The sequence below is a fragment of the Mesorhizobium sp. NZP2298 genome (assembly GCF_013170825.1).
Lineage (GTDB): Bacteria > Pseudomonadota > Alphaproteobacteria > Rhizobiales > Rhizobiaceae > Mesorhizobium.
In genome coordinates this window covers 6,324,393-6,348,666 of the sequence record NZ_CP033365.1, presented here as the reverse complement: position 1 = coordinate 6,348,666, position 24,274 = coordinate 6,324,393, and the positions used below count along the sequence as shown (strand labels likewise).

Here is a 24,274-nt window from a genome sequence, read left to right as displayed (position 1 = left end):
CATGAGCAATAGTCCTGCCGTCTGGGGGCACGTTGAGGCATTGGGGGGCGCGCTTTGTTGAGCTGAGCGACAGGGTGTGGGCAACGCCCGAACTCAACTATCAGGAACACCGCTCGTCAGAGGCGCACGCGCGCATGCTGCGGGAGCAGGGTTTTCGGGTCTAGACGGGGCTCGCCGGAATGCCGACCGCAGTCATGGGAGAAGCGGGGGAGGGCGGACCGGTATAGCCTTCCTTGGAGAGTTCGATGCGCTGCCGGAACTCAGCCAGGAGGCTGGCGCGGCGGAGCACAGGCCTCTCGCAGGAAACGGGCTAGGCCATGGCTGCGGCCACAACCTTCTGGGGTCGGGCGCGATGCTGGCCGCCACGGCGGTGAAGGAATGGCTGGCCGCGGGCAACCTGCCCGGCCGCGTGCGCTACTATGGCTGTCCGGCGGAGGAAGGCGGGGCCGGCAAGGCCTTCATGGTCCGTGACGGCATTTTCGATGATGTGGATGCGGCGATCTCGTGGCATCCCTTTGCATTCGCCGGCGTGATGGAGCCAGCCGCGCTCGCCTATGCCATTCTCGATTTTTCCTTCACGGGGCGCTCGGCTCATGCTGCTGGCTCACCGCACCTTGGGCGTAGCGTGCTCGATGCCGTCGAACTGATGAGCGTTGGCTCGAACTACCTGCGCGAGCACATCCCCTCCGACTGCCGGCTTCACTACGCCTATCTCGACGCAGGTGGTCCGGCACCCAACATCGTACAGGCTCAGGCGACGGTGCGTTACATCGTCCGATCGCCCCGCGCCCGCGAAGTCGTGGCGCTTGTCGACCGTGTCAAGGGCATCGCCGATGGCGCTGCCCTGATGAGTGAGACCACAGTAAAGTCGCGCCTCGTATGTGCCATGAACAGCTTGCTTGGGAATCGCGTGTTGGAGCGGGCTTTGGCCCGCAATTTCGAAATGCTCGGGCCACCGGAATTCGACGCGGAGGACGAGGCCTTCGCGCAACGGATACAGGCAACCCTGACGCAGGATCACGTGCGGTCGGCATATGCAATGTTCGGGCTGGAGCCCGGCGCAACGGCATTGTGCGACCGCATTGTTGGAGTGGGATCGAGCGGCAGGCAGATGCTCGGATCGACTGATGTAGGAGACGTGAGCTGGAAGGTACCCACGGTCCAGGCTTATGGCGCCACTATGGCGATCGGGACGCCGCTTCACACCTGGCAAGTCACAGCCCAAGGCAAATCGCCTCATGCCCATAAGGGCATGGTGCATGTTTCGAAGGTGATGGCAGCCACCGGGGCGGACCTGCTGAGCGACGCTGCCATGTTGACCGAGGCGAAGAAGGAGCACGCCTCCAGACTGGCGCGCGATCCTGTCGTGAACATTCTTCCGTCCGACCTCTCCCCGCCGCTTCTTGGCTAGTCCGGCGCGTGCACCGGGACGCGGGGTTGGCTCCAATTCTTGTTCGTGCCCCAGCCATGGGCTTCGCGACAGGAGACGCGAGCCTGCCCTGATTGAGTTGTACGGGTGGAGCATATTGGCGAATCCGATCGCTGTACTGAAATGGCTGCCTCATTGTGAACTCAGCTCGAGCCGGCTTCGGTCAGTCCGGGATTGCGACGTCCGACAGGGTGAATCGGTGACAACTGCGAAAGTGGAACCGAGTTCGCGCCGGGCAGGATAACCGAGTCGGCAATGCGGATTCGTGGTCGCCATATCGATCGTGAACCAACGCTTGGATCGCTGGCGATAAGACTAGTCCAACCTCGATCTCCACGGCCGCTCTTCGCACGAAATTGCGGATTCAGCGCGTGAACATCAGCGCGCGCCTGCTCAAGGGCGAACCGCTTTTTTTGAAGCCCAGGCCCTCATACCCGTCACCATGCGACTTGACAGCCTTCTTTTTTGTATCCAATATCCTTTATAAATATGAGAACCAAGGGGAATGGTATGAAACTCACCAGGAATGCTGCGCGTGGCCTGTTCGCATTGACGATCGCCTTTTCGGGATTGGAGACCCCGGTGGCCCAAGCCGAGGAAGTCGCCTCAAAGATCGAGGGAACGGTATATTTCCTTACGCCCAATTCCCAAATCACGCGGTTTGAAGCCTATGACAAACCGGGGATGGATGAGGCACTGAAGAAATACGCTCCCAATCTGAAGCTTGTCGTTCTGAGCGCCGACAACGATCCGTCGAGGCAACTCGAGCAGGCCCAGGCAGCCGTGACCCAAGGCGCCAAGGCAATCATTCTGGCGCCGGCTGTGCCCAATCAAAGCCAGGGCATTGTGCAGGTGGCGCACGACGCCAGCATTCCGATCGTCGGGTATGCCTACAATTCCGACAACAGCGACATCGACTACTATGTCACCGTGCCGTTTGAGCCGATCGGCGAGGCGGCTGCCAATTTCGCGATCAAGACGCTGGCCGATGCAAAGAAGCCGATCCGAATTGGCCTGATTACGGGCGACCCATCCTTCTTCTTTGACCGCGAGATCGTCAGCGGCACGGAGAAGGTCCTCGCCCCCCTGGTTCAAAAAGGCGAGGTCGAGATCGTCTGCAAGAGCGACAACCTGCAGCTCTCGGAGGAAAATGCCCGCGTCGCGACGGACGGTTGCCTGCAGCAGGCCGGTGGCGATATCGACGCGTTCCTTGTCCATAATGACAGTTCCGCGAACGGCACCATAGCCGCGCTGGCGGCACAGGATCTGCTTGGAAAGGTCAAGGTTTTCGGCGGCTATGACAGTCAGGCCGGGACGATCCAGCATCTTCTCGCCGGCAACATCGAGAACGATATGGTGCCGCCATATCGTGCGATGGCCGACAGCGCCGTCCGGCTGGTCGTCGCCCTTCTCGAAAAGAATGGCGAAGAAAAGAAGATGGTGAACGGGACCTACGATAACGGCATGAAGGCGGTTCCGGCGATCTTCAACGAGAACGTCTTCATCACCCGCGACAACGTGCAGGCGGAACTGATCGACAAGGGAATTCTGACACGCGAGGAAGTCTGCGCGGGTCCCGCCGTCAAGAGCGCCTTGTGCACCAAGTGACGGTGAGCGCGATGGGTTCCACAAACACGAACAGCCAGCCCGTTCTTGAACTCATAAATATCAGCAAGCACTTCGGCGGCGTCCACGCTCTCGAAAGCGTATCCTTGGCGGTTCGTCCTGGAGAGGTTGTCGCACTGGTTGGCGACAATGGCGCCGGAAAGTCGACTTTGGTCAAAACCATTGCCGGCATCAACACGCCCGATGCCGGGGAAATGCGGGTCAATGGCGCAAAAGTCAGGATCACCGCCCCACATGATGCAATGCGGCTGGGTATCCAGACCGTCTATCAGGATCTCGCCTTGTGCGACAATCTCGATACGGTCCAGAACCTGTTTCTGGGACGTGAACTGCAGGGCGGGATCCTGACCGCCGGCCGTTTGCGTCGTGCCGACATGGAGAGCCGGGCGCGAAAGGTGTTGCGCGAACTGGGAGTCAGTACATTGCGCGACCTCACGGTGCCGGTGGGCAGTCTCTCGGGGGGGCAACGCCAGTCGGTCGCCATCTGCCGCTCGGTGCTCTGGGAACCGAAAGTTGTATTGCTCGACGAGCCGACGGCGGCGCTGGGGGTTGCCCAGCGCAAGGAGGTCATGGCGTTGATCATGCGACTTCGCCAGACCAATCATGGCGTCATCGTCATTTCGCACGACCTGGCCGATGTACAGGAGATGGCCGACACGGTTGTCGTCCTGCGGCTTGGGCGCAAGGTGGCTGAATTCAGCCGTGGAACATTCTCGCGCGACGATCTGGTCTCGGCAATCACCGGCCTGTCCGCATCAGCCGCCTAGGAAAGCCCATGAACAATTCAAAAGGCCTGCGGATAAGCAAGGGGGCCAATTTGCAAAATGATCGTACAGGCTCCCGGGATCTGCAGAGACGGATACTGAGTGGGGTCAGCGGCAAGTATCGGTTTATCCCCGTCCTTATCGCGATCGCGCTCGTCTGGGCTTTCTTCTATGCGATGAACGACCGCTTCCTCTCGCCGCGAAACCTGACGAACCTCGCCGTTCAGATCGTTGTGACGGCTATGCTGGCGCTGGGTCTCGTGCTCGTTCTCATCGTGAAGGAGATCGATCTTTCGGTGGCCGCACTCAGTGCGGTGGCATCCGGTGTCATGGGTTATCTGTTGGTAACGGTCGGTCTTCCGTCGTGGCTGTGCCTGTTGGCGGCAATTGTCACGGGATCGGCGGTCGGCTTGGTCCAGGGTCTGATCATCTCGAGATTCCGGGCGCCCGCTTTCATCGTTACCTTAGGCACCTCGCTTGCCATGCAGGGCGTGCTGCTGATGCTCTTGCCGAGGAGCGGGTCGATCCCGCTATCGGGGACCGATATCCAGTGGATCGCCAACAGCTTCTTGCCGCCGATGGCCGGCTACCTGCTTCTGGCCATCGGTATCGGCGTGGTTGCCGCGCTCCTTGTCCAGTCGTCAAACCACAAGAGGCGTCTCGGCATCCATCAATCAATCCCGAGCAATGTTTTGCTGCCAATCGCGGCCTTGAGCCTCGCCGGTGGTCTCGTTGTCGCCATTCTCAATCTCGATCGCGGCGTTCCAACGCCGGTGGCGATATTGATCGTTCTCCTCTCGATCATGGCCTATGTCACGACCCAGACGAAGTTCGGCACGTATCTCTACGCCATTGGCGGGAACGTGGAGGCCAGCCGGCGCGCCGCCATCAATGTTGGCCAGATCCGCATTTACACGTTCATCATCGCTGGCGCGCTGGCTGGCATTGCCGGCATCATCTCCGCGTCACGCACATTGGGGGTTTCCGCGCAATCCGGCAGCGGAACGCTCTTGCTCGAGGCGGTGGCCGCCGCTGTCATCGGCGGGGCCAGCCTTTTTGGCGGCCGTGGGTCCGTATGGGCGGCCCTTCTTGGGGCCTTGCTTATCGGCAGCATCACCAATGGGCTTTCGCTGCTCAGTGCCCCCACCGAGATCAAGTACCTGGTTCAGGGGTTGATACTGGTGCTTGCCGTCACCGCCGATGGGCTCCTGTCCCGGGATGCAAAATCATGAGTTTGCCGACGCAACTCGGTTCGGTCGCGGCTTTAACCGGGTGTGCAGCAGCGTATTTCGAGGAAACACGGTGAAGATCCTAGGGTATGCAAGTCATGTGAGCATCCAGCCGGGTGGTACGATCGATTTCAAGGTCAGTGCGGCCCAGGCGCCATATTCGGTCGAGTTTGTTCGGCTGCATGGCGTAGCCATCAATGGCGATGACCAATCAGTGAGAGAAGAGAGCATTGGCAACGCGGCGGCCGGTTTCTACCAGGGGCGGCTTCAGGACCTTGATCCGGGTTCGTACGCGATCGTGGTGCCAACGTTTTCCCCGGTGATCTCGACTTTTGGTTTCGAGGTCTGGGTCCAGCCAACTCTCAAGGATCGCGAGTGCCAGACAATCCTGGCTGTCGCCACCGACCGGACCACGGCTTCCTGGTCTCTCGTCATCGCGAGAGACCAGCTTGAACTGCGCGTCGGCTGGGGAGAAGACGCCAGGATTCTTTCCATGAACCTCAATGATCACGAGGGGAAGTGGATCCATATCAAGGGCGGGCGCAGCGATCGCGGCATCGCCCTTGAGTTTGCCGTCGACGGATTATGGCCATCCCAACGTTTTGGGCAAACGCGGTTTCTCGCGCTGCCGGATACGCCGGAGCCAGCCCGAGTCGATCGCATTCTCATCGGTTCCAACCTGGATGAGCGCGACCGCCCGGTGGACCGGTTCAACGGCCGGATCGACAATCCCTCCGTGTTGTCTGCACCCGGAGAGGGGGCAAAGCCGATCGCGTCATGGGACTTTGCGATGGGGATCGACACACTCATCGTCACCGATGTTTCCGGCAACGACCTGCATGGGACGCTTGTCAATCGGCCTGCTCGCGGGGTTCGGGGCCATCTGTGGAAAGGAACGAAGGTCCGCTATCAGGAAAATCCATCCGAGTGGTCCGCCATCCATTTCCATGAGGATGATCTGAACGATGCACGATGGGAAACTGATTTCAGTGCCACGTTTCCCGAGGCGACGCCGAGCGGCATTTATGCCGCCAAGCTCACACAGGGCGACCAGGTCGAACATCTGCCCTTCTACATCCAGCCGACCGAGCGATCCAAAAACAAGGTCCTGTTTCTGGCGCCCACGAACACCTATCTCGCCTATGCCAACGAGCATCTGGGATACGGTGAACGCGGCGAGGCTCACCAAAAGCGCATGCGCGACAAGATCCAGCTCAATGAGACGGATGTTTTCGTTCATACGCACCCTGAACTGGGGCTTTCGATTTACGATCGGCATGCGGATGGCAGTGGTGTCATGCATTCCTCGTGGAAGCGGCCTGTCGTCAATTTTTCGCCCAACTACATCACCTGGCTCAACGCCGCGCGCCGGCATTTTGCGGCTGACTTTTACATCACCGGCTGGCTGGAGAGATCCGGCGTCGGTTTCGACGTGGCGACGGACGAGGACCTGCATCGCATGGGCCTGGAACTTCTGGCCCGCTATGATGTCGTTGTCTCAGGATCTCACCCGGAATATCCGACATCACTGGAGATGGATGCGCTGAAGGCCTATGCCGGACAGGGCGGGAGCCTCATGTATCTCGGCGGCAACGGCTGGTATTGGGTGACGAGCTATGACGGCGACGACACCATGACGCTGGAGTGCCGGCGCGGCTATTCGGGTGAGCGCAACTGGACGTCTCATCCGGCTGAGTTGATGCATGCCACGACGGGAGAGATCGGAGGCCTCTATTCGCACCGAGGTCAAAGCAGCCGCCTGTTTTTCGGCGTCGCCTCGGCCGGCGTCGGTTGGGGCACCGCTTCGGGCTATTCTCGCACGCAGGACTCCTACAGTCCCGACCTTGCCTTCATGTTCGAGGGCATCGGCGATGAGATGATCGGTGACTTTGGCTATGTCCTCGGTGGCGCCGCGGGCGACGAGTTGGACAGCGCTGACTTCGCGGCCGGGACGCCAAGCAATGCCCGCGTGATCCTGAGCTCGCGGCACAATGATACCTACTACCCGTTCCTCGAGTCCGTCACGCAGGTCGAGCCGAATGTCAGCGGACCGAACAACCCGAATGTCAGGTCCGATGTCGTCTTCATCGAAACCGGAGCTGGAGGCGGGATATTCTCCGTCGGGTCGATCTGTTGGGCCGGATCGCTTGCCTACGACAACTACGACAACAACGTTGCGACGCTGACGGGCAACGTGCTCCGTCACTTTCTGCGGGAGGCGTAGGCCACTCCATTCCGAAAAAGGAGTTGAGCTTTTCGTCCAGAGTCTTCGAATTGCCAGGAAGGCCAGGGCTGGACTCGAAATATTGGATATTGTAGATTGGATATAGTGATGGCGTAAGGTATGCCATCGAACGCAAGAGGAAAAAATGAACAACTGGACTGGGGTGTTTCCCGCCGTAACCACCAAGCTGAATCAGGACGGCTCGATCAATGTACAGGCTAATCAGTCTGCCATTGACAGGCTGATCACCAACGGGGTTTCGGGCGTGATCGTTTTGCCGATGCTCGGCGAAAATGCCTGCCTCACTCCTTCCGAGAAGGAACTCGTCATCCGTAGCGCTCAAGAAGCGGCCGGCGGGCGGGTTCCAGTTCTGTCCGGACTTGCCGAGATCACCCAGGCTGACGCCAATTCTCGTGCTCGTGAATTCGAGAAACTTGGTGTGGAGGGCCTGATGGCGTTCCCCACCCTTGGGTACAAGTCCGATGCTCGAGAGACAGCCGAATGGTACAAGAGCCTGGCCAGGGCCAGTGGGCTACCGATCATGATATACAACAATCCGATCGCCTACGGTGTCGACGTTACCCCTCGGGTTTTGCAGGAACTGGCCGACTCGCCGACCATCGTAGCCGTCAAGGAAGAGACCGGCGATGTCCGTCGCGTGACCGACATGTATGTAGCGCTCGGCAATCGGTATCAGATTTTCTGTGGCGTCGACGATCAGGTCGTCGAGAGCGTCGCGCTCGGTGCGGTCGGCTGGGTGTCGGGCATGACAAATGTATGGCCCAAGGAATGCGTCACGCTGTTCAACCTTTGCAACCAGGGGCGCAAGGATGAGGCGCTGCAGCTTTACAGATTGCTGACACCGGCTTTCCATCTCGATACTCACGTGAAGCTCGTCCAGTACATCAAGCTCTCCGAGAGCCTGGTCTATGGCGCGCCCGAATGGGTGCGTGGACCGCGCTTGCCGCTCGTTGGCGACGAGCGGGAATTCGTGACGCGTACCATCAAGGACGCGATCAAGCAGCTCGAAAACTACTCGCTACCGCAGGCCGCATGATCTCTAAGATCATCATCATGATCTTCGGATCGTCATATTGAGAAGGACCGGCGGACAGTGGCACTAGGTTGTCCGCCGGTTTCATCGCCGAATTTTGAAGCCGGAGTGAGACAGGTGCGTTCGAAGAAATACGATTACATTGTCGTGGGATCTGGAGCGGCCGGCTCCATTGTCGCCGCCCGGCTCGGCGAGGACCGTAATGTCAATGTTCTCGTCCTCGAGGCGGGGCCGCACGACAATTCGATCTATGTTCGAATGCCTGCCGCAATGTCCTATCCGCTGACTGACAAAAAGCGGACGTGGGAATTCGAAACAGGGCCCGAGGCGGCTCTCGATGGCCGCATGGTCACACATCTTCGCGGCAAGATGCTTGGCGGCTCGGGATCCCTGAATGGCATGGTCTATGTGCGGGGAAATCCACGCGACTTCGACCGCTGGGCGGAAAATGGTCTTCCCAACTGGTCCTATGCCCATTGCCTTCCCTATTTCAAGAAACTGGAATCGTATGACAAGGGGAGCAATGAATACAGGGGCGGGCAGGGGCCAATACGGATCACGACGCTGAAGGCCGAGCTCGAGCCCTTCCGTGCGTTCCTGGAAGCCGGGCAGCAGGCCGGGCACCCGTTGAGCGAAGACTACAACGCCTATCGCCAGGAAGGCGTCCACGCCTATCAGGCCAACATCGACAATGGTATCCGCGCGAGTGGGGGGAGAGCCTATCTTCGCCCAGCCATCAAGCGCGGTAATGTCGAGCTGCTTTTGAACGCCCTGGTTCACAAGGTCGATTTCAGTGGGCGGAAAGCTGTCGGCGTCACCTTCGAGAAAGATGGCGTGGTTCAGTCAGTTGAAGCCGAGCGCGAGGTTATCCTGTGCGGCGGCGCCTTCAACTCGCCGCATGTGCTTCTCCTTTCCGGTGTTGGTCCCGCCGCGGAACTTGCCGCGTATGGCATCAAGGGCGTGGCTGAGGTTCCCGGTGTGGGAAAAGGCTTGCAGGATCATGTCGCCGTATCCGTCAAGTATCGTGCCTCGCATCGAGGCGTGTCTCCGGCGGTCGACATGAACCTCATCAAGATGGCGTTCATCGGCGCACAATGGCTGTTCTTCAGAAAGGGCTTGGGCATTACCAATCTGTGGGAAGTCGGCTCCTTCTTCAAAAGCAGCGATTCCGTCGAGTATGCCAACATCCAGCACGAGTTCCTGCCGATGCTCGGCGAGCTGATGCATGGAAAGGTCAACATCGAGGAAGGATTCCAATATCAGGTGTGCCTTGGCCGGCCGGAAAGCCGAGGGGCGGTGACGCTCAAATCGGCTGACCCGAGACTGCACCCGTCAATCGTGTTGAACTATCTCCAACAACAGCAGGACAGGCGGAATCTGATCGACGGCGTTCGTCATACCGACGAGATCATCCAACAAAGGGGTTGGGATAGCATCCGCGGCGAAGCTATCGTCCCCGGCCTGCGCAAGAAATCCGACGAAGAGGTCTTCTCTTGGCTCAAGGAGAATATGGGGACGCAATACCATCCGTGCTCGAGTTGCCGGATGGGCAATGACGACATGGCTGTCGTTGATGACGAAGGCCGGGTCCATGGTGTCGAACGCCTCCGGGTGATCGATGCTTCTGTCATGCCGCGCATTCCCAACGGCAACCTCCACTGCCCGACAATGATGATCGCCGAGAAGATGGTCGATCGCGTGCGAGGTCGCCAGGCGCTGCCACCGCAAGTGGCGCACTACGCCGACGAGAAGCGCTTGAGCTGAAATCCACCGGAGGGCGATCGGCCGCGGAGCCGGACTGCCTGGCCCGCACCACGCTTCACAAATGATTTGACTGCGAATTTATTATATCCAATATCCATTATAAAAAAGTGAATGAACCAACACGAAAGGGGAATGACATGGCGAAAGAACCGAAGACGTCTATGCTTGAAACAATCCAGTTTACCCGACGTACCGCGCTGCTTGGCCTGGCAGGGGCCGGCCTTGGAGTGTCGACGGGACGACTGTTCGTAACGCCAGCCCGTGCGGCGGTTGGCGGCTCATTGCAGATCATGGCGTGGGAAGGCTACGACATGACGAATGAGCTGCGGGAGTGGCGGTCGACCAATGGTGTCACCGCGGAAACCTCATCGATAGCGTCTCAGGACGATGTCCAGGCCAAATTTATTGCCGGCAATCCTCCCCCCATCGATCTTGCCGAATACAATCAGGCCTACAGCAAGCTTTATATCAAGGATATGAAGATCGTTTCGCCGATCGATATGTCCAAAATACCGAACTACAACGCGGACAATCTCTTTGACGTATTCTTCGACAAGCCGACATGGTTCTCGGACGGCAAGCATTGGGGATCGCCCTACATATGGGGCTTCAACACCCTCCTCTATAACTCCGACATGATCAAAAAACCCGCGTCCTACAAGGATCTGCTGGACCCGAGCCTGAAAGGAAAGATCGCGATAATGGACGATGCGACGGGCAACTGGCCGTTGATCGCCCGCCTGGTCGGCTTGGGGGACAAGTATCCTCTGCTGACTCGTGAGGAGTTAGGCAAGGCGTTCGAGAATTACGTCCTGTATCGAAACCAGGCGCGCCTGATCTCGATCAATCAGGGCGATGTGGCAAATTTCGTGGCATCGAAGGAAGTCGCGGCAGTTCTTGTGGCGGATCCGTCAATCATCACGCAGGTGCGCGCGCAAGGCGTGCCACTCGAAATGGCGATCCCCGAAGAAGGCCCGGTGCTGTGGGTCGACGCTTGGTTCATTCCCATATCGGCCGACAACATCGATACCGCGCACGCGTTCATCAACCAGTCTCTCGATCCCCAGATCCAGGCCAAGGTCGCGACGGCGGTCGTGCAGGCGCCGGTCTCGAAGAAGGCCGTCGCGCTTCTGGATGCCGACGCCCGCAAGCGGATCGACTATTCGAAGATCAACGAAATATTCGCGTCTGGCTTGCCGGGTATTCCCCCCGTCGACGATGATGGCGAGCACGCGACCTATGCGGACTGGGTCCAGGCCTGGCAGGAATTCAAGGCAGGCCTGTAGTCCACCGTAACCAGTCGTCGGGGCCGGTCGGCGAGACCGGCTCTTGCGCTTTCTTGTCAAAGGAATTGCGATGACCTCATCACAAAGAACCGGAGGCATTCTGGCCGCGCCGGCGGCAATCTACATGCTGTTGTTCTTCGTGGTGCCCGCTATATTGCTGTTCTCCTATAGTTTCTGGATGTCATCCGGCTTCCGCATCGTTCCAGACTTTGTGCTGACCAATTACATATCGGCGATACGATCGCCGCTTTTCCTGCGTGTGACCTACAACGCAATCGTAATCGGTCTCATCACCGCGTCCGTAACGCTCTGTCTATCGATCCCTGTCGGATATTACCTGACTTACGTCGCCAGATCGAAGATCATCTTCTATCTCATTCTCGTCACGTGGTTCTCCAGCTACCTCGTCAGAATCTACGCCTGGCGCACATTGCTTGGCACCAACGGCCTGCTCAACGCGGTTTTGCTTCAACTCGGAATCGTCCACACACCCGTCCAAGCGTTCCTGTTCAGCCCATTTGCGGTCGCGATAACGCTGACCCACATCTATCTGCCATTCGCGATTCTGATGGTCGTTTCAGCGATGAGCGAGATCAAGGCGGAACTTATCGAGGCATCGCGCGATCTCGGCACATCGGCTTTGGGGGCCTTCTTCCGGGTTGTCGCTCCCAACGCCGCGCAAGGCCTTGTCGGCGCCTTCATGCTGACATTCATCCTTGTGGCAGGTGATTACGTCACGCCGCAGATGGTCGGCGGGTCCTCGGGCCAAACGACCGGCCTTCTTATCGCGGATCAATTCCGAAAGACCGGCAATTGGCCGCTCGGGGCCGCCCAGGCCTTTCTCATGTTCCTTGTATCGCTGGTCATCTATGCGCTCGTGCTTGCCCTGGGCCGCCTCACGGGACTCATTCCGGCCAGGCGTAAAACCAAACCTGCCAAGGAGGTTGCGTGATGTTGCTGAAGGCGGTCGTCTACGCGACCTTGGCATATCTCCTGATTCCGCTCGTCGTAATCGTCTTGTTCAGCTTCAATGCGGAGCAATCGTTTTCCTTCCCCATCAACGGTTACAGCCTGAGATGGTACACGCTGATCTTCGAGGATCCGCAGCTTGGCCAGGCTCTTGTCAAAAGCCTGGTGATCGCCACGGCAACAGCCATCATCACCCTTGTCCTTGGCACGGCCGCGTCCCTTGCCTGGTTGCGGCTAGGGAGGATTGGTCGAAGCGTTCTCGAAATCCTGTGCATCACCCCGATCGCACTGCCTGGCCTCTTCCTTGGTGTCTCATTGCTGGTCTTGGCCGCGCAACTGGGCGTCCGTCTTTCGACGGTCACGATCGTCGTTTCTCACGTCGTTCTATCCGTGCCGATGCTCATGATCGCCATGCGGGCCCGGCTTGCGCTTTTCGATCGAACGCTCGAAGAGGCCTCCCGCGACCTTGGCGCCTCGCAAATCGGGACATTCAGGAGAGTAACGCTTCCGCTGATCGCGCCGACCTTGATCTCCTGCGCGATCCTGAGCTTTGCCTTGTCGTTTGACGAGTTCGTCGTCACGTCATTTGTCGCCGGCACCGAAACCACCTTGCCCATGTACATCTGGTCGATGATGCGCCGCACGGTCACGCCACTGATCAACTCGGTCTCGACGCTCGCCCTCTTGTTCTCGATCGCCGTCATGGCGATCGGCTTCCTCGTCGGGCGGTTCAAGCGAGCATCGGCCCTGTCAGAACGCGCGTCCTCTTGAGGCTACAAATGAACAGCGGAATATCAACTGAAACACCGTTGATTGAACTGTCGAACGGTCAAAAACAGTTCGGCCTTTTTCAGGCCCTGACCAACATCAATCTCACGATCAACGAGGGGGAGATCGTGACCTTGCTCGGCCCGAGCGGCTGCGGCAAAACAACCTTGATGCGCATCATCGCCGGCTTCGAGGCACTCACATCCGGTACTCTGAAGATTGACGGCAAGGACGTTGCTGTGTTGCCCCCGGAAAAGCGGCCAGTGAACATGGTCTTCCAGCGCTACGCGCTGTTCCCCCATCTGGACGTCTTCGACAATGTCGCATACGGCCTCAAGGTCAAAGGTGTCGAGAAGGACGAGCGCCGCAAAAGAGTCCAGGCGATGCTCAGGACCGTGCAGATGGAAAGCCTTTCGCATCGTTTCATCGGCGAGCTCAGCGGTGGCCAATGCCAGCGGGTGGCGCTGGCCCGAGCCCTGGTGAATGGCCCCCGGGTTCTACTACTCGACGAGCCTTTGGCTGCGCTCGACCTCAAGATACGCCAACATATGCTCGGAGAAATGAAACGAATCCAATTGGAGACGGGCGCAACGTTCGTTTATGTCACGCACGATCAGGATGAAGCGATGATCCTTTCGGACCGGGTTGTGCTGATCGATCACGGCCGGATCGTTCAGGTCGACAGACCTCAGGACATGTACTTTCGCCCAAGATCCCTGTTTGCGGCAAAATTTCTTGGCGAAACAAATCTGTTCGAGGGAAAACTGACTTCGTCTGGCATCGGGCAGCTTTCGCTGGAGACCAGGGACGGACCGTTTGATGTGGTTTCGAATGATGTCCCGGTGTCTGAGAATGACGCCGCGGTAATGTCCGTCCGGCCGGAAGCGATGTCCTTCCGGCAATCCGATGCGCGGCTTGACTATGCGATGGACGCCGAAGTTGCCGACGTGATCTTTTCAGGCAGTCGCTCTTTCTTCCATCTGGTCAGCCCGGGCGGCCAAAAATTCCGAGTCCAGGTTCAAAACATGCCTGGTGCGGCCCTTCCGACGGCGGGCGACAAGGTCCATGTCTCGTGGCGTAAGGACAGCGCGACCGTTCTGCCTCTTGCCCCCACGTCATCCTGACATCCATTTGGACGTGCGGTCCGAGCGCCGCACTAGCGTTGCAATTCTATATCCTATATTCAATATGCTTGGAATTTTCCTGATAGGTAATAAATGGATCCGTCTGTCGCCATTAAGCGCCGAACCGTCACGTCTTCGGTCGTTGACCTGATCCGCGACAGGATCATATCCGGGTTCTACAAAGGCGGCCAGCAAATCAGGCAGGAAGCGATCGCCGAGGAAGCCGGGGTCAGCCGTATCCCGATCCGAGAAGCTCTTCTTCAGCTCGAAGCGGAGGGACTTGTCGTCATTCACACTCATAAGGGGGCGGTTGTCGCGTCGCTGACCGTGGATGACGCGATCGATATCTTCGAAGCACGTCTCGCGCTTGAGCCGTTCATCCTGAAGAAGGCGATCGAACGGGCAACCGAGGTTGACATCGAGCATGTACGACGCGCCCTGGATGACTATACCAGAGGGGTGGAGGCAAAGGAATCGCCAGCGAAGCTCAGTGAACTCAACTGGTCGTTTCACAAGGCGATGTCCCGTTCCGCAAGGCGGCCGCGGTCTCTCGCTCTTTTGTCATCACTTTACAATTCCGCCGACAGATATCTCCGTCTTCAGATCGATGCCCGATCAGCGCAGACCAAAGCGCTGGAAGACCACAAGGCGCTGGCGGTTGCATTCGCCGAGGGCAATCAGACCCTGGCGCAGAAGCTTCTCAGGAAGCACATCGAGGACGCTCGCGACGACGTGATGGCTGGCCTGCAGGCGCTGCCGGATTTCGAAAACTCCTGATCGTTGGTTTGTAATTTTTGCGCGAAGCTGCCATTGGCTATTGCTTGCTTTCAATAAATATTGGATATTGGATATAGAAGCCACTGGAGTCTGGCATGCAGTTGGATCGCGTTATAACCGTCGTTGGCGCACACGCCGAAGGTGAGGTCGGCCGGGTCATCACGGGTGGCATTCTCCCCCCGCGCGGGGCGACGATGTTCGAAAGGATGGAGAACCTGGAGCGCGACAGCTCATGGCTCAGGAACATGCTGCTGTTCGATCCGAGGGGCAGCGTGAATGCCGCCGTCAACCTCATCACGCCGCCAATCCATCCTGATGCCGACATCGGCATGATCGTCATGGAGTCCGATTACTTTGTGCCGATGTCGGGATCGAATCTGATCTGCACGGTGACCGTCGCGCTCGAGGCCGGAATGATTCCCATGAAGGAACCTCGGACGATCGTGCGGGTCGACACGCCTGCGGGATTGGTGGACGTGATCGCCGAATGCCGCGCAGGCAAGTGCCGGAGCATCACTTTTCGCAATATCCCCTCCTTCGTCATGCATCGCGACAGCATGATCGACGTTCCGGGACTCGGTTCGCTGCGGGTCGATGTCGCGTATGGCGGCATGATCTACTGCATCGTGAATTCGGCGGATCTGGACCTGACGCTCGCGCGCGGCGAGGCCAGGCAGCTTGTCGAGATCGGCGAACGGATCAAGGCGGCGGCGGCCGTTCAACTGCCGTCGATTCATCCCGAAAATCCGCTCATCCATACGATCAATCAGACCGAGTTTGCTGGCCCAGTGGAGGTCATCAACGGCGTCAAGACGTCCAAGAACGCGGTCGTCGTGTCGCCCGGGCGGCTCGATCGCTGCCCATGCGGGACAGGCACCTCGGCGCGCATGGCGCTTCTTCATGCCCGTGGTGATCTCGCTGTCGGTGAGAAGTTCAGGCACCTCTCCATTCTCGACACGGTTTTCGACTGCGAAATCATCGCCGAAACCAAGGCAGGTGATGTGCCAGCGGTCATTCCGCAGGTCTCTGGCCGCGCCTGGTTGACGGGTGTGAGCCATTACGGCGTGGATCCCGAGGATCCGTTCCCGGAAGGCTACCGCCTATCTGACACCTGGTTCAATTGATCGACAGGCACCCTTGTGGCCCAGGCGCTGACTGAGCCTCGGCGCCACAAGCGCAAACGAATGGGAAGGTGGGGAGATGGCGGAAGAACAGTTGAAATGGCTCAACGAGCCACCGCAATACACAAACGACGGCGCTCTCCTTCGTGTCACGACAGGCCACGAAACCGACTTCTGGAGGGAAACCTTTTACGGTTTCTGGCGCGACAACGGTCATTTTCTGTATCGCAGCGTCACCGGGGATTTCACCGCCGAGGTGACGATCAAGGGTGAATATGAAGCCCTCTACGACCAGGCCGGCCTGATGATGCGGCTCAGCGAAACACATTGGGTGAAAGCCGGCATCGAGTTTACCGACGGGCGGATGTACTTTTCCGTCGTTATCACAAACGATGTTTCCGACTGGTCCCTGGTTGCCATTCCGACGGATCCGACGGGCGTGAGGATCCGCCTCACCCGGCATCGCGAAGCGGTTCGCGTTCAGTATCTGGACTCCGGCGACAAGAGCTGGAAGCCGGTAAGGCTCGGCTATTTTCCGCCATCCGACCGGGTGGATGTCGGCATGATGTGCTGCTCTCCTCAACGTGCGGGGTTCGAGGTGGCTTTCACTGACTTCGTGGTCGGACCACCGATCTCCAAAGAGCTGCATGACTGACCTGAAGCCGCAGGATGCGAAGCGTCTCCTGCCTTGCCGATCTTCATCGGGATTCTGAAATGACCAAACGTGAATACGGCATCTGGATCAATGGGGCTGCCGAGTTGCCAGCGGGAAGCACTCTCTTCGAGAGAAGTTCGCCTTCCACAGGTGAAAGCGTGGCCAGAGTTCATCTGGCCGGGACAGCAGAACTTGACCGTGCCGTCGTTCTCGCGAAGGAGACGTTCAGGAAAGGCGCATGGAAGGGGCTTGCGGCAAGCGAGCGCGGGAAGATCCTGCTGCGTTGGGCCGATCTCATCCTGGAGAATCTGGTAACGCTCAGTCGCATTGAGGCCGATGAAGCAGGGAAGACGATCGCTGCCGCCAAGGGCGAGATCGAGTGGTCGGTGGAGTTGCTGCGCTATGCCGCATCGCTCGCCTGGAGCATTCCCGGTCGTATCGTCAATCACGAGGGTGCCGAGAAACTGGGCCTTGTGACCTACGAGCCGCTTCCCGTCATCGGTATGATTCTTCCCTGGAATTTTCCGACGGTAACCCTGTTTCAGAAGTTGCCCTACGCCCTCGTTGCGGGATGTTGCGTCGTGATCAAGCCGTCGGAGCTCACAGCGGGCACGGCGATCGAATATGCGCGGCTGGCCAAGCAGGCTGGTATCCCCGACGGAGTCCTTGCGGTCCTGCCCGGCACGGGTGAGGTGGTCGGCCAGGGCATGTGCCTGCATCCGGACATCGACATGATCTCCTTCACGGGGTCAACCGCCGTTGGGCGCAAGATCGCCAGCCTTGCCGGCCAGTCGTTGAAGAAGGTGGCGCTTGAACTCGGCGGCAAGGGCGCCAACATCGTGTTCGCCGACGCGCATCTCGACGCGGCGGTCGCCGGTGCGCTCGCTGCCTTCACGATCAATCAGGGTGAGGAGTGTTGCGCCGGCGGAAGGCTGTTGGTCCAGGAGACTATTGCATCGGAGTTTGTCTCGAAGCTGGCCGAAAAGGCCAGGGCGCTGAAGCTTGGCACGCCTGACGACGTCGATGCCGATCTCGGCCCGATGATTCATGCGCAGCATCAGCGGAAGGTCCTCGATTATATCGAAAAGGCCCGGGAGGAAGGTGCAACACTCGTGACAGGCGGGAGAGCGCCGACGAGCCCGGGGCTGCACGACGGCTACTTCGTCGAACCGACCATATTCACTGGCGTCGAGCCGCACATGACGATCTTCAGGGAGGAGATATTCGGACCGGTGCTTGGGGTCACCACTTTCAAGGACGTCTCCGAAGCAGTCGCGCTGGCCAACCTGACACATTACGGCCTGGCCAACGGCATCTGGACCTCTAACCTCGACACCGCAATGGCTGTCTCCAGTGCCCTTGAAAGCGGGTTTGTCTACGTCAACACCTATCTCGAGACGGTCCCCCAGTTGCCATTCGGCGGCAGCAAGTCCAGCGGGCTCGGCAGGGAAAACGGTCCTGACGGATTACTGGAATTCATGCAGGCGAAGTCCACATTCGTTCGCCTGCGCCCGAGCGTGTGATCCATCAAATGCAAGAGAGACCAAGACGATGAAGCCGGTCCGTTTCGGGATTGTGTCGACAGCGAAGATCGCCCGCGACTGGGTGATACCGGCGATGAAAGCCGTGCCGGAGTGTGAAGTGGTAGCCATTTCCTCACGCGACGGATCTCGTGCGGCCCGCGTCGCCTCGGAATTCGGTATTTCGAAGCACTATACCTCTTTCTCCGACTTGCTGAACGATGACGAGGTCGAGGCAATCTATATCCCGACGCCGAACAATCGGCACGTCGAAGATGCAATTGCCGCGGCGAGGGCCGGCAAGCACGTCTTGTGCGAGAAACCACTTGCCTTGGACGCGGCGGACGCCCTGCGCCTGGCCGAGGTTCAAATGCAGACAGGCGTGCAGATATCGGAGGCCTTCATGGTCCGGTATCATCCACGATGGCTCGCCGCGCGTGAAATCATCCGCAGTGGCAGGCTCGGACGTGTCACCCAGATCCACGCAACCTACAGTGTGATCAACGACAATCCGCAGGACATCAGGTTCCAGCCGGAACTCGGCGGTGGTGCCTTGGGAGACGTTGGCGTCTATCCGATAACGGCAGCCCGCTTCCTCTTCGAGGCTGAGCCGATCGCCGCGACCGCTACATTCGAAAAGCTCGCGCCCGATGGTGTCGATATTGCTGTCGCCGGCCTGCTCGAATTTCCGGACAACCGCAATCTTCTGTTCAGCGGCGCCCTGCTGCAGGCATGGGCACACTGGATCATGGTTATCGGTACGGACGGCTGGATGGAAATCCCGGTCGCCGTCTGGCCCTCGGCAGAACAAGAGACGATCATCAAGCTGCGCAAGCGTGACGATATTTATGACCGGGATGTCGAAACCATCCGCTTTCCGCCGGCAAATCAATATGAAGAAGAGGTCCGCGAGTTTGCGCGCGCCATAAGGGGTGAGATCAGGCAGTCCTGGCCAATCAGCGACGCGGTAGCGGGAATGCATGTACTCGATGCCATCAGACGGTCTGCCGCGGAGAGGGCGCGTGTCCTGGTCCACAGGGATCGAGGTTAACCCCGGATATAGGTCCCACACACGGCAGCCTGCGGTGATGCGGGCTGCCGATACCGCCGGATCCGCAATCACTCGGTGTCGCGGTGATCGAGGACTTCAAGCATGGTGGTCAGCATGCTTCCGACTTCTTCCGAGATTTCCTCAGGCCGAATCCCCGCCTTGATGGCGTCCGCGGTCGCCTGTTCGGCGAGTTTCGCCGCAAGGGCCGGATCGGCCTTCGAATAAGGTGGAATATTTTCCTCCACCCATTTCTGCAGGAATTCGATGCCGCGAGCGCTCATGACGAACAAAGCTCATTGGAGCGATTTCGTTCCGCCGAGATACATTCAAGAAAACGTCAGACCCTTTTGGTCAGGGCCTGACGTCCCCAAGGCTCACGTAACGATGAACGAGGATGCCGTCAACGATAGGTGCGGAGAAAGAGTGGCAAACTGGATCTGATGTGCTCTGCCTGTACCATCGCTGTCGAAAGAGAGCGCGCCGGTCGAGCTGTTGTAAATGATGTGGTCATTGCTGTCGTGAGCACCCGCGCCGGCGAAGAAGGCCGAGGTGGGAAGGGCGCCCTTTTGAAGGCCGGAAAATATAGTGTGGTCGAGCTGGATCTTGTCCTGGTACGCATTAAAGTCGGTGATCTTGTCGACATTGCTGGCCTTGAGGGCGGAATTGAAGACAAAGACGTCCTTGCCCCCATTTCCGGTCAGGACGTCTCGCCCACCACCGCCATTGATGATGTTGTTGCCGGCATTGCCGTCTATGGTTTGGGAGAACTCGTTTCCGGTTAGGTTGATGGCGGTGGTTCCGGATCGGCTCGTGGTGGCGAGATGTTCGATCTCCGACCCGGCCGACAACGCATAACTCACCGATGCCAGCACGGTGTCGTTGCCGCTGCCCTTCACTTCCACCACCTTGTCACCGACGTTGTTGACATAATAGGTGTCGTTGTAGCCGCGACCGGCCATTGTGTCGGCGCCGGTGGTGCCGTGCATTACGTCCGCTCCGCCAGTGCCGTAGAAGACGTGATCGCTGCTCGAAGGCGTACTGGTCGTCGGGGGCACGGGTGTGGTGGTGGGCGGCGGCGTCACGGTGGTGCCGCCGGATGAACTGGTGCCGCCGCTCGAAGATGTGCCGGTGTCGCTCTGGTTGTGCTGGAGGAAAAGGGCCTGCAGCGCCGGCGAGTTTCCAAGCGCCGTGTCACCCTGTTGGGAACCCCATGCATAGGCATAGTCGAAGGCGGGGGTCGGAACCAGCTTGGACCAGTGGTCCAGCATGGTCTGCTCCTGGGCGACGGAGGGAAGGACATATTGGCCGCCGGTGTCGGTCGTGAAGCTGCCGCCCCCGAATGTCTGGTAAACCGGAACGATCTGGCTGACCGGGATGCCCGAGGCGACGGCCGCGGCCACGGTCCTGTCGATCATGTTGTAATCGACCGTGCTTGTTCCGGTGCGCACCGGGTACGGATCCAACCCGTAATAGTCGATATGCGTGTTGGCGGGATTGTAGGTGTTTGAAAAATCAGGGTTTGCGGAAGACCCCATGTTCATCATGGTAATGAAGGTCTTGGCGCCCGGCAAATGCGAATGGATCCAGTCGGATTCCGCCTTCAAATTCGCGGCGGTGGCGTAGGTTCCCCATTTGCCGGTTGGGTCCGGCTCATCGACGAGGAAGAAGCCAAACACCTTCGGATTGCCGATGAAGGGTGTGACTTTCTGGATAAAGGACGAGGTCGCCCCATTGGCTTCATCGAGCCAGACCAGGCCTTTTGTGCCAGCCGGCAGGGCGTTGAGTTCGTCCACGGATGAAACGTCGACAAGGTTGAATCCGGCGGTTGCGACCTGGGAGGCCGACCCACCCGAGGCATAGTGGAGGGTTGTCATGCAAATATCCTTCGTCCGATTCAGTAGGTGCCCCACACCTGCCTAGTGGAAAGGATATATTAGAGACAAATCAAAAACCGGCGTCCCTTGATAGAATCGTTGATCACAGCGAGCAAAACGCCGTGGACTTGGATGGCCGACTTGGCTCCGAAGCTTGTTGACTATCCAAGCATATTCGGCGCTCCACGCTCGACTGTGGAGTGTGCATGGCGACTGTCTATTTGCTATGCGCCGCGCACCAGAAAGGCCCTTTCTATCAACGGACGGTTATGGCTGAGATAGGGTTCAATGAGCATGTCGAGGTGTCCGCCCACGATCGGGATTATGTTCAGATCGGCAACGAAAGCACTCCAGCCAAGGTCTGCCGGAACGCCTTTGCGCCTGCACCGAAACACGGTGGCGGTAATCGGCAATGCGGGCTTCGGTCGCGCGAGCCACTGGCCGAATGCACGCATCCGTAGGATTTCCTCGAGCTCGAGGCGCAGAATGAATCGCGTCCTGGCGAAAGCCCTCCATTTCAGCCAGTCGATGCCCCTTGCCAGCACAGCCTCGGCACCAAATTGGGCAAACAATTTTGCGAGCGCCCGCAAGGTCATGCGATCCACCGTCACTCTATGCGTGCGGATCCGCTGGGCGGTGCGTGCAAGGGCTTCGCGGTAGTTGTGCCGCCCTGGCCCGATGTTGGTGTCGAGGATTCCCAGGAACGTGACCGATCGACCCGCGGCAACAAGTTTGGCGGCGGCCTCGAACGCGACGCCGCCGCCAAGCGAATAGCCGATCAGATTCACATTGCCCTCTGGCTGGGTCTGGCTGATCTGCTCGACGACCGCATCCACCATTCGCGGTATTGTGTCATGGCCCTTGAGCAGATCGTTGAGATCCCCGTAGCGCACCGCAACAACCTTGGCGACAGTGCCCATTTCGGCGCCGAAGGCCGCCAGGCTTGGACCGTAGCCGATCGATCCCGGCACAATGAACAAGATGGGCTTGGGGCCGGAGGCATCGACGCGCGAGCTGCCTGCATCTTGCCCTGGAGACGCTGCCCTGACCACATCTGCGAAGCTCATCCCGACGGTGAACGCCTCCAGGTTGAGTTCACGTCCCAAAGCTGTCTCAAGTTCCATGACGAACTGCAGCAGTTTCAGTGAATCGCCACCGGCATCGTCCCAGTGGCTGCCAGCCGCTTTTTTACCCGGGAGTATCCTCTCCCATACGGCGGCCGCGGCGCCTTCGATATCAAGCGGGTCGGTCGCCTGCCGGACATCTTGCGCGTTCTGGGCGTCTTGCGCATTCAGCGCGCGATCCAGGTCCCGCAACTTGACGCCGTCGACCTTGCCGCCCTTGAGTTGGGGGATCTCGGCAACACTGTGCAGCCGTGTTGGATGAACCGCAGGCGGCAGGGCTGTCCTGATCAAGTCGCGCAGTTCAGCAATGAGCTCGCTTCCGCCAGGTCTCGCGGGGACGACAAAGGCCACCAGTTCGTTCGCGTCCGTCACCACCGCAACGGCATCATTCACTTGAGGCGCGCGGCGCAGGACGAGTTCCAGTTCGGCGGGCTCGACGCGTCTTCCGTTAATCTTTATCTGGCGTCCCTTTCGTCCGACGATCCACATCCGTCCAGTGTCGTCGACCTTGACCAGATCGCCCGTTGCGAAGATCCGAAGTTGGGGATCGGCGGAGCTTGCCTGAAGAGGGACGTTTTCCCCATCCATCCAATAGCCCAGCGTGGTGTAGTTGCTTTTGATCAACAACTCGCCCTCATCCCCCGGGGCGACCTCGCATGCGTTTTCTCCCACGACCGTGTACTCGATGCCGGGTAGGACGAAGCCCACCGGGACCGTTGCGCCCTGTTCCGGATAATCCCTCGGCAGGAACCACTGCGTGCCTGTCGTTTCCGTGGACGAATAGCTGATCTGCACAAAGCAGGACTCGGGAACGCTGGCGCGGAGCCGGTCGATGTCCGACCATAAGATCTTTTCTCCACCAACGCGCACGATCCGCAGCGAAGAGAATGTGTCAGACGTGGAACCATTCATCAGTACACGCAGCAGCGCGGGCACGAGATAGGCGACCGTCACCTGCCATTTCTTGAAATTGTCGCGGGCGGCGCGAATGCCGGCGCTCTCGATGTCCAGGAGATACAACGTGCCCCCACACAGCATGGGGGTCATCATCTCGCGGCATCCCGCGATTGTCGCCGGCCCTGTCAGCGGCATGAACACATCGTCAGGACCGATGTGGCAGGCATCTACATATTGCTGAACGCGGTGAAGGATCGCCCGTTGGCTGTTTACGACGCCCTTCGGTGCCCCGGTGCTGCCTGACGTATACAGAACGATTGCCGGGGCATCGACCGACGGATCGGACGGCTGCGCCGGCAAGCTGCCCTCGGTTGCTGCCATGCAGCTTGCCGCATCGATCCATTTCAGGGGCGTGGCATCCGGCCAGCCTGCCGGCTTACCTGGTCCTGGCTTGACGATCGCGGCCAGCCGCGCGCTGGTGGCAATTGCAGCGAGGCGCTGAAACGGATCCCGGGGATTTAGCGGCACGGCGGGCCTGCCAGCGCGCATGGCGGCGAGCATGGCCACCGGATACCACAGCGTATTTCCGATAAGGAGCCCGACCGCCTTGCCCGGTGGGACCGAACCAGCGATCGCACCCGCCAGGTTCTGGACTGCGTTCAACAATTCCGCAAAGCTGAGCGATGTAGAGCCGTCACTGATCGCGGTTTTGTCCGGGTATCGTTCGACAACTCGCTCCAGATGCCAGAACGCCGGTTTTTCGGAGAAATCGTCGTACATCCATTGGAATGGACGGCTGGTTGGTCCGTCCACGTCCAGAGGGCGGGTCGATGCCCGTTTCCATGTGAAATCGTCTGGAGGTCCGATATCGCGATTTATCGCAACGTCCTGCTGCGTTGCCAGCCCGCTAACGGACGCCAAGGCGCATGGAAACGAGCTTTCTGAACGCGGGCGCTCGAACGCTTCCAACACAGTCCCCCTTTTGCTGACTGGCTTTGCAGTGTCCTACGCGACCATG

18 protein-coding genes and 1 pseudogene are annotated in these 24,274 nt (G+C 59.2%); 16 read left to right on the top strand and 3 right to left on the bottom strand.

What is annotated here, in order from left to right; genetic code table 11:
- Position 1 precedes the first annotated feature (1 nt).
- The 16 genes and pseudogenes from EB231_RS30390 to EB231_RS30315 all read left to right on the top strand — a co-directional run bounded on the left by EB231_RS30390 (position 2) and on the right by EB231_RS30315 (position 19,361).
- Positions 2-1,411, top strand: a pseudogene (locus EB231_RS30390) (M20 family metallopeptidase).
- Positions 1,412-1,939: 528 nt separating this feature from the next.
- On the top strand, positions 1,940-3,037 hold the full coding sequence (locus EB231_RS30385) for an ABC transporter substrate-binding protein (RefSeq protein ID WP_172352096.1): 1,098 nt from the start codon (positions 1,940-1,942) through the stop codon (positions 3,035-3,037).
- A gap of 11 nt (positions 3,038-3,048) precedes the next feature.
- A complete protein-coding gene (locus tag EB231_RS30380) occupies positions 3,049-3,822 on the top strand; it encodes an ATP-binding cassette domain-containing protein (RefSeq protein ID WP_172352095.1) in 774 nt (257 codons plus the stop codon).
- Positions 3,823-3,830: 8 nt separating this feature from the next.
- A complete protein-coding gene (locus tag EB231_RS30375; protein WP_056567810.1) occupies positions 3,831-5,051 on the top strand; it encodes a sugar ABC transporter permease in 1,221 nt (406 codons plus the stop codon).
- Between the two features lie 97 nt (positions 5,052-5,148).
- Entirely contained in the window at positions 5,149-7,272 is a 2,124-nt protein-coding gene (locus tag EB231_RS30370; protein ID WP_172352094.1) for a N,N-dimethylformamidase beta subunit family domain-containing protein, read from the top strand.
- A gap of 145 nt (positions 7,273-7,417) precedes the next feature.
- The gene (locus EB231_RS30365; protein ID WP_140774858.1) at positions 7,418-8,329 is read left to right on the top strand and encodes a dihydrodipicolinate synthase family protein; all 912 of its coding nucleotides are present in this window, start codon (positions 7,418-7,420) and stop codon (positions 8,327-8,329) included.
- Between the two features lie 114 nt (positions 8,330-8,443).
- Positions 8,444-10,090 (top strand): choline dehydrogenase, encoded by a 1,647-nt coding sequence (locus tag EB231_RS30360; RefSeq protein ID WP_172352093.1) that lies wholly within the window; start codon positions 8,444-8,446, stop codon positions 10,088-10,090.
- A 137-nt stretch (positions 10,091-10,227) separates the two neighbouring features.
- Positions 10,228-11,376: an ABC transporter substrate-binding protein gene (locus EB231_RS30355; RefSeq protein WP_172352092.1), complete on the top strand. Its 1,149-nt coding sequence runs from the start codon at positions 10,228-10,230 to the stop codon at positions 11,374-11,376.
- 70 nt (positions 11,377-11,446) lie between these two features.
- Complete coding sequence (locus tag EB231_RS30350) at positions 11,447-12,328, top strand: ABC transporter permease (RefSeq protein ID WP_172352091.1); 882 nt, start codon at positions 11,447-11,449, stop codon at positions 12,326-12,328.
- Positions 12,328-13,116, top strand: coding sequence for an ABC transporter permease (locus EB231_RS30345; RefSeq protein ID WP_172352090.1), 789 nt, complete (start codon positions 12,328-12,330; stop codon positions 13,114-13,116). The genes EB231_RS30350 and EB231_RS30345 overlap by 1 nt, the downstream gene beginning before the upstream one ends.
- Positions 13,117-13,124: 8 nt before the next feature.
- Complete coding sequence (locus EB231_RS30340) at positions 13,125-14,237, top strand: ABC transporter ATP-binding protein (protein WP_172352089.1); 1,113 nt, start codon at positions 13,125-13,127, stop codon at positions 14,235-14,237.
- A gap of 93 nt (positions 14,238-14,330) precedes the next feature.
- The gene (locus EB231_RS30335) at positions 14,331-15,014 is read left to right on the top strand and encodes a GntR family transcriptional regulator (protein ID WP_056567835.1); all 684 of its coding nucleotides are present in this window, start codon (positions 14,331-14,333) and stop codon (positions 15,012-15,014) included.
- A 95-nt stretch (positions 15,015-15,109) separates the two neighbouring features.
- Positions 15,110-16,138, top strand: a complete 1,029-nt coding sequence (locus EB231_RS30330) for a proline racemase family protein (RefSeq protein ID WP_172352088.1) — start codon at positions 15,110-15,112, stop codon at positions 16,136-16,138.
- Positions 16,139-16,214: 76 nt separating this feature from the next.
- Positions 16,215-16,790 (top strand): DUF1349 domain-containing protein, encoded by a 576-nt coding sequence (locus tag EB231_RS30325; RefSeq protein ID WP_172352087.1) that lies wholly within the window; start codon positions 16,215-16,217, stop codon positions 16,788-16,790.
- 59 nt (positions 16,791-16,849) lie between these two features.
- Positions 16,850-18,313, top strand: a complete 1,464-nt coding sequence (locus EB231_RS30320; RefSeq protein WP_172352086.1) for an aldehyde dehydrogenase family protein — start codon at positions 16,850-16,852, stop codon at positions 18,311-18,313.
- A gap of 28 nt (positions 18,314-18,341) precedes the next feature.
- Complete coding sequence (locus EB231_RS30315; protein ID WP_172352085.1) at positions 18,342-19,361, top strand: Gfo/Idh/MocA family protein; 1,020 nt, start codon at positions 18,342-18,344, stop codon at positions 19,359-19,361.
- A gap of 68 nt (positions 19,362-19,429) precedes the next feature.
- Here EB231_RS30315 and EB231_RS30310 read toward each other — a convergent pair whose 3' ends face one another.
- From EB231_RS30310 to EB231_RS30300, 3 genes are all read right to left on the bottom strand, one after another.
- Positions 19,430-19,642 (bottom strand): DUF768 domain-containing protein, encoded by a 213-nt coding sequence (locus EB231_RS30310; protein ID WP_172352084.1) that lies wholly within the window; start codon positions 19,640-19,642, stop codon positions 19,430-19,432.
- A gap of 93 nt (positions 19,643-19,735) precedes the next feature.
- On the bottom strand, positions 19,736-21,235 hold the full coding sequence (locus EB231_RS30305; RefSeq protein ID WP_172352083.1) for a M10 family metallopeptidase C-terminal domain-containing protein: 1,500 nt from the start codon (positions 21,233-21,235) through the stop codon (positions 19,736-19,738).
- 224 nt (positions 21,236-21,459) lie between these two features.
- Complete coding sequence (locus tag EB231_RS30300; RefSeq protein WP_246740776.1) at positions 21,460-24,225, bottom strand: AMP-binding protein; 2,766 nt, start codon at positions 24,223-24,225, stop codon at positions 21,460-21,462.
- Between the last annotated feature and the right edge of the window lie 49 nt (positions 24,226-24,274).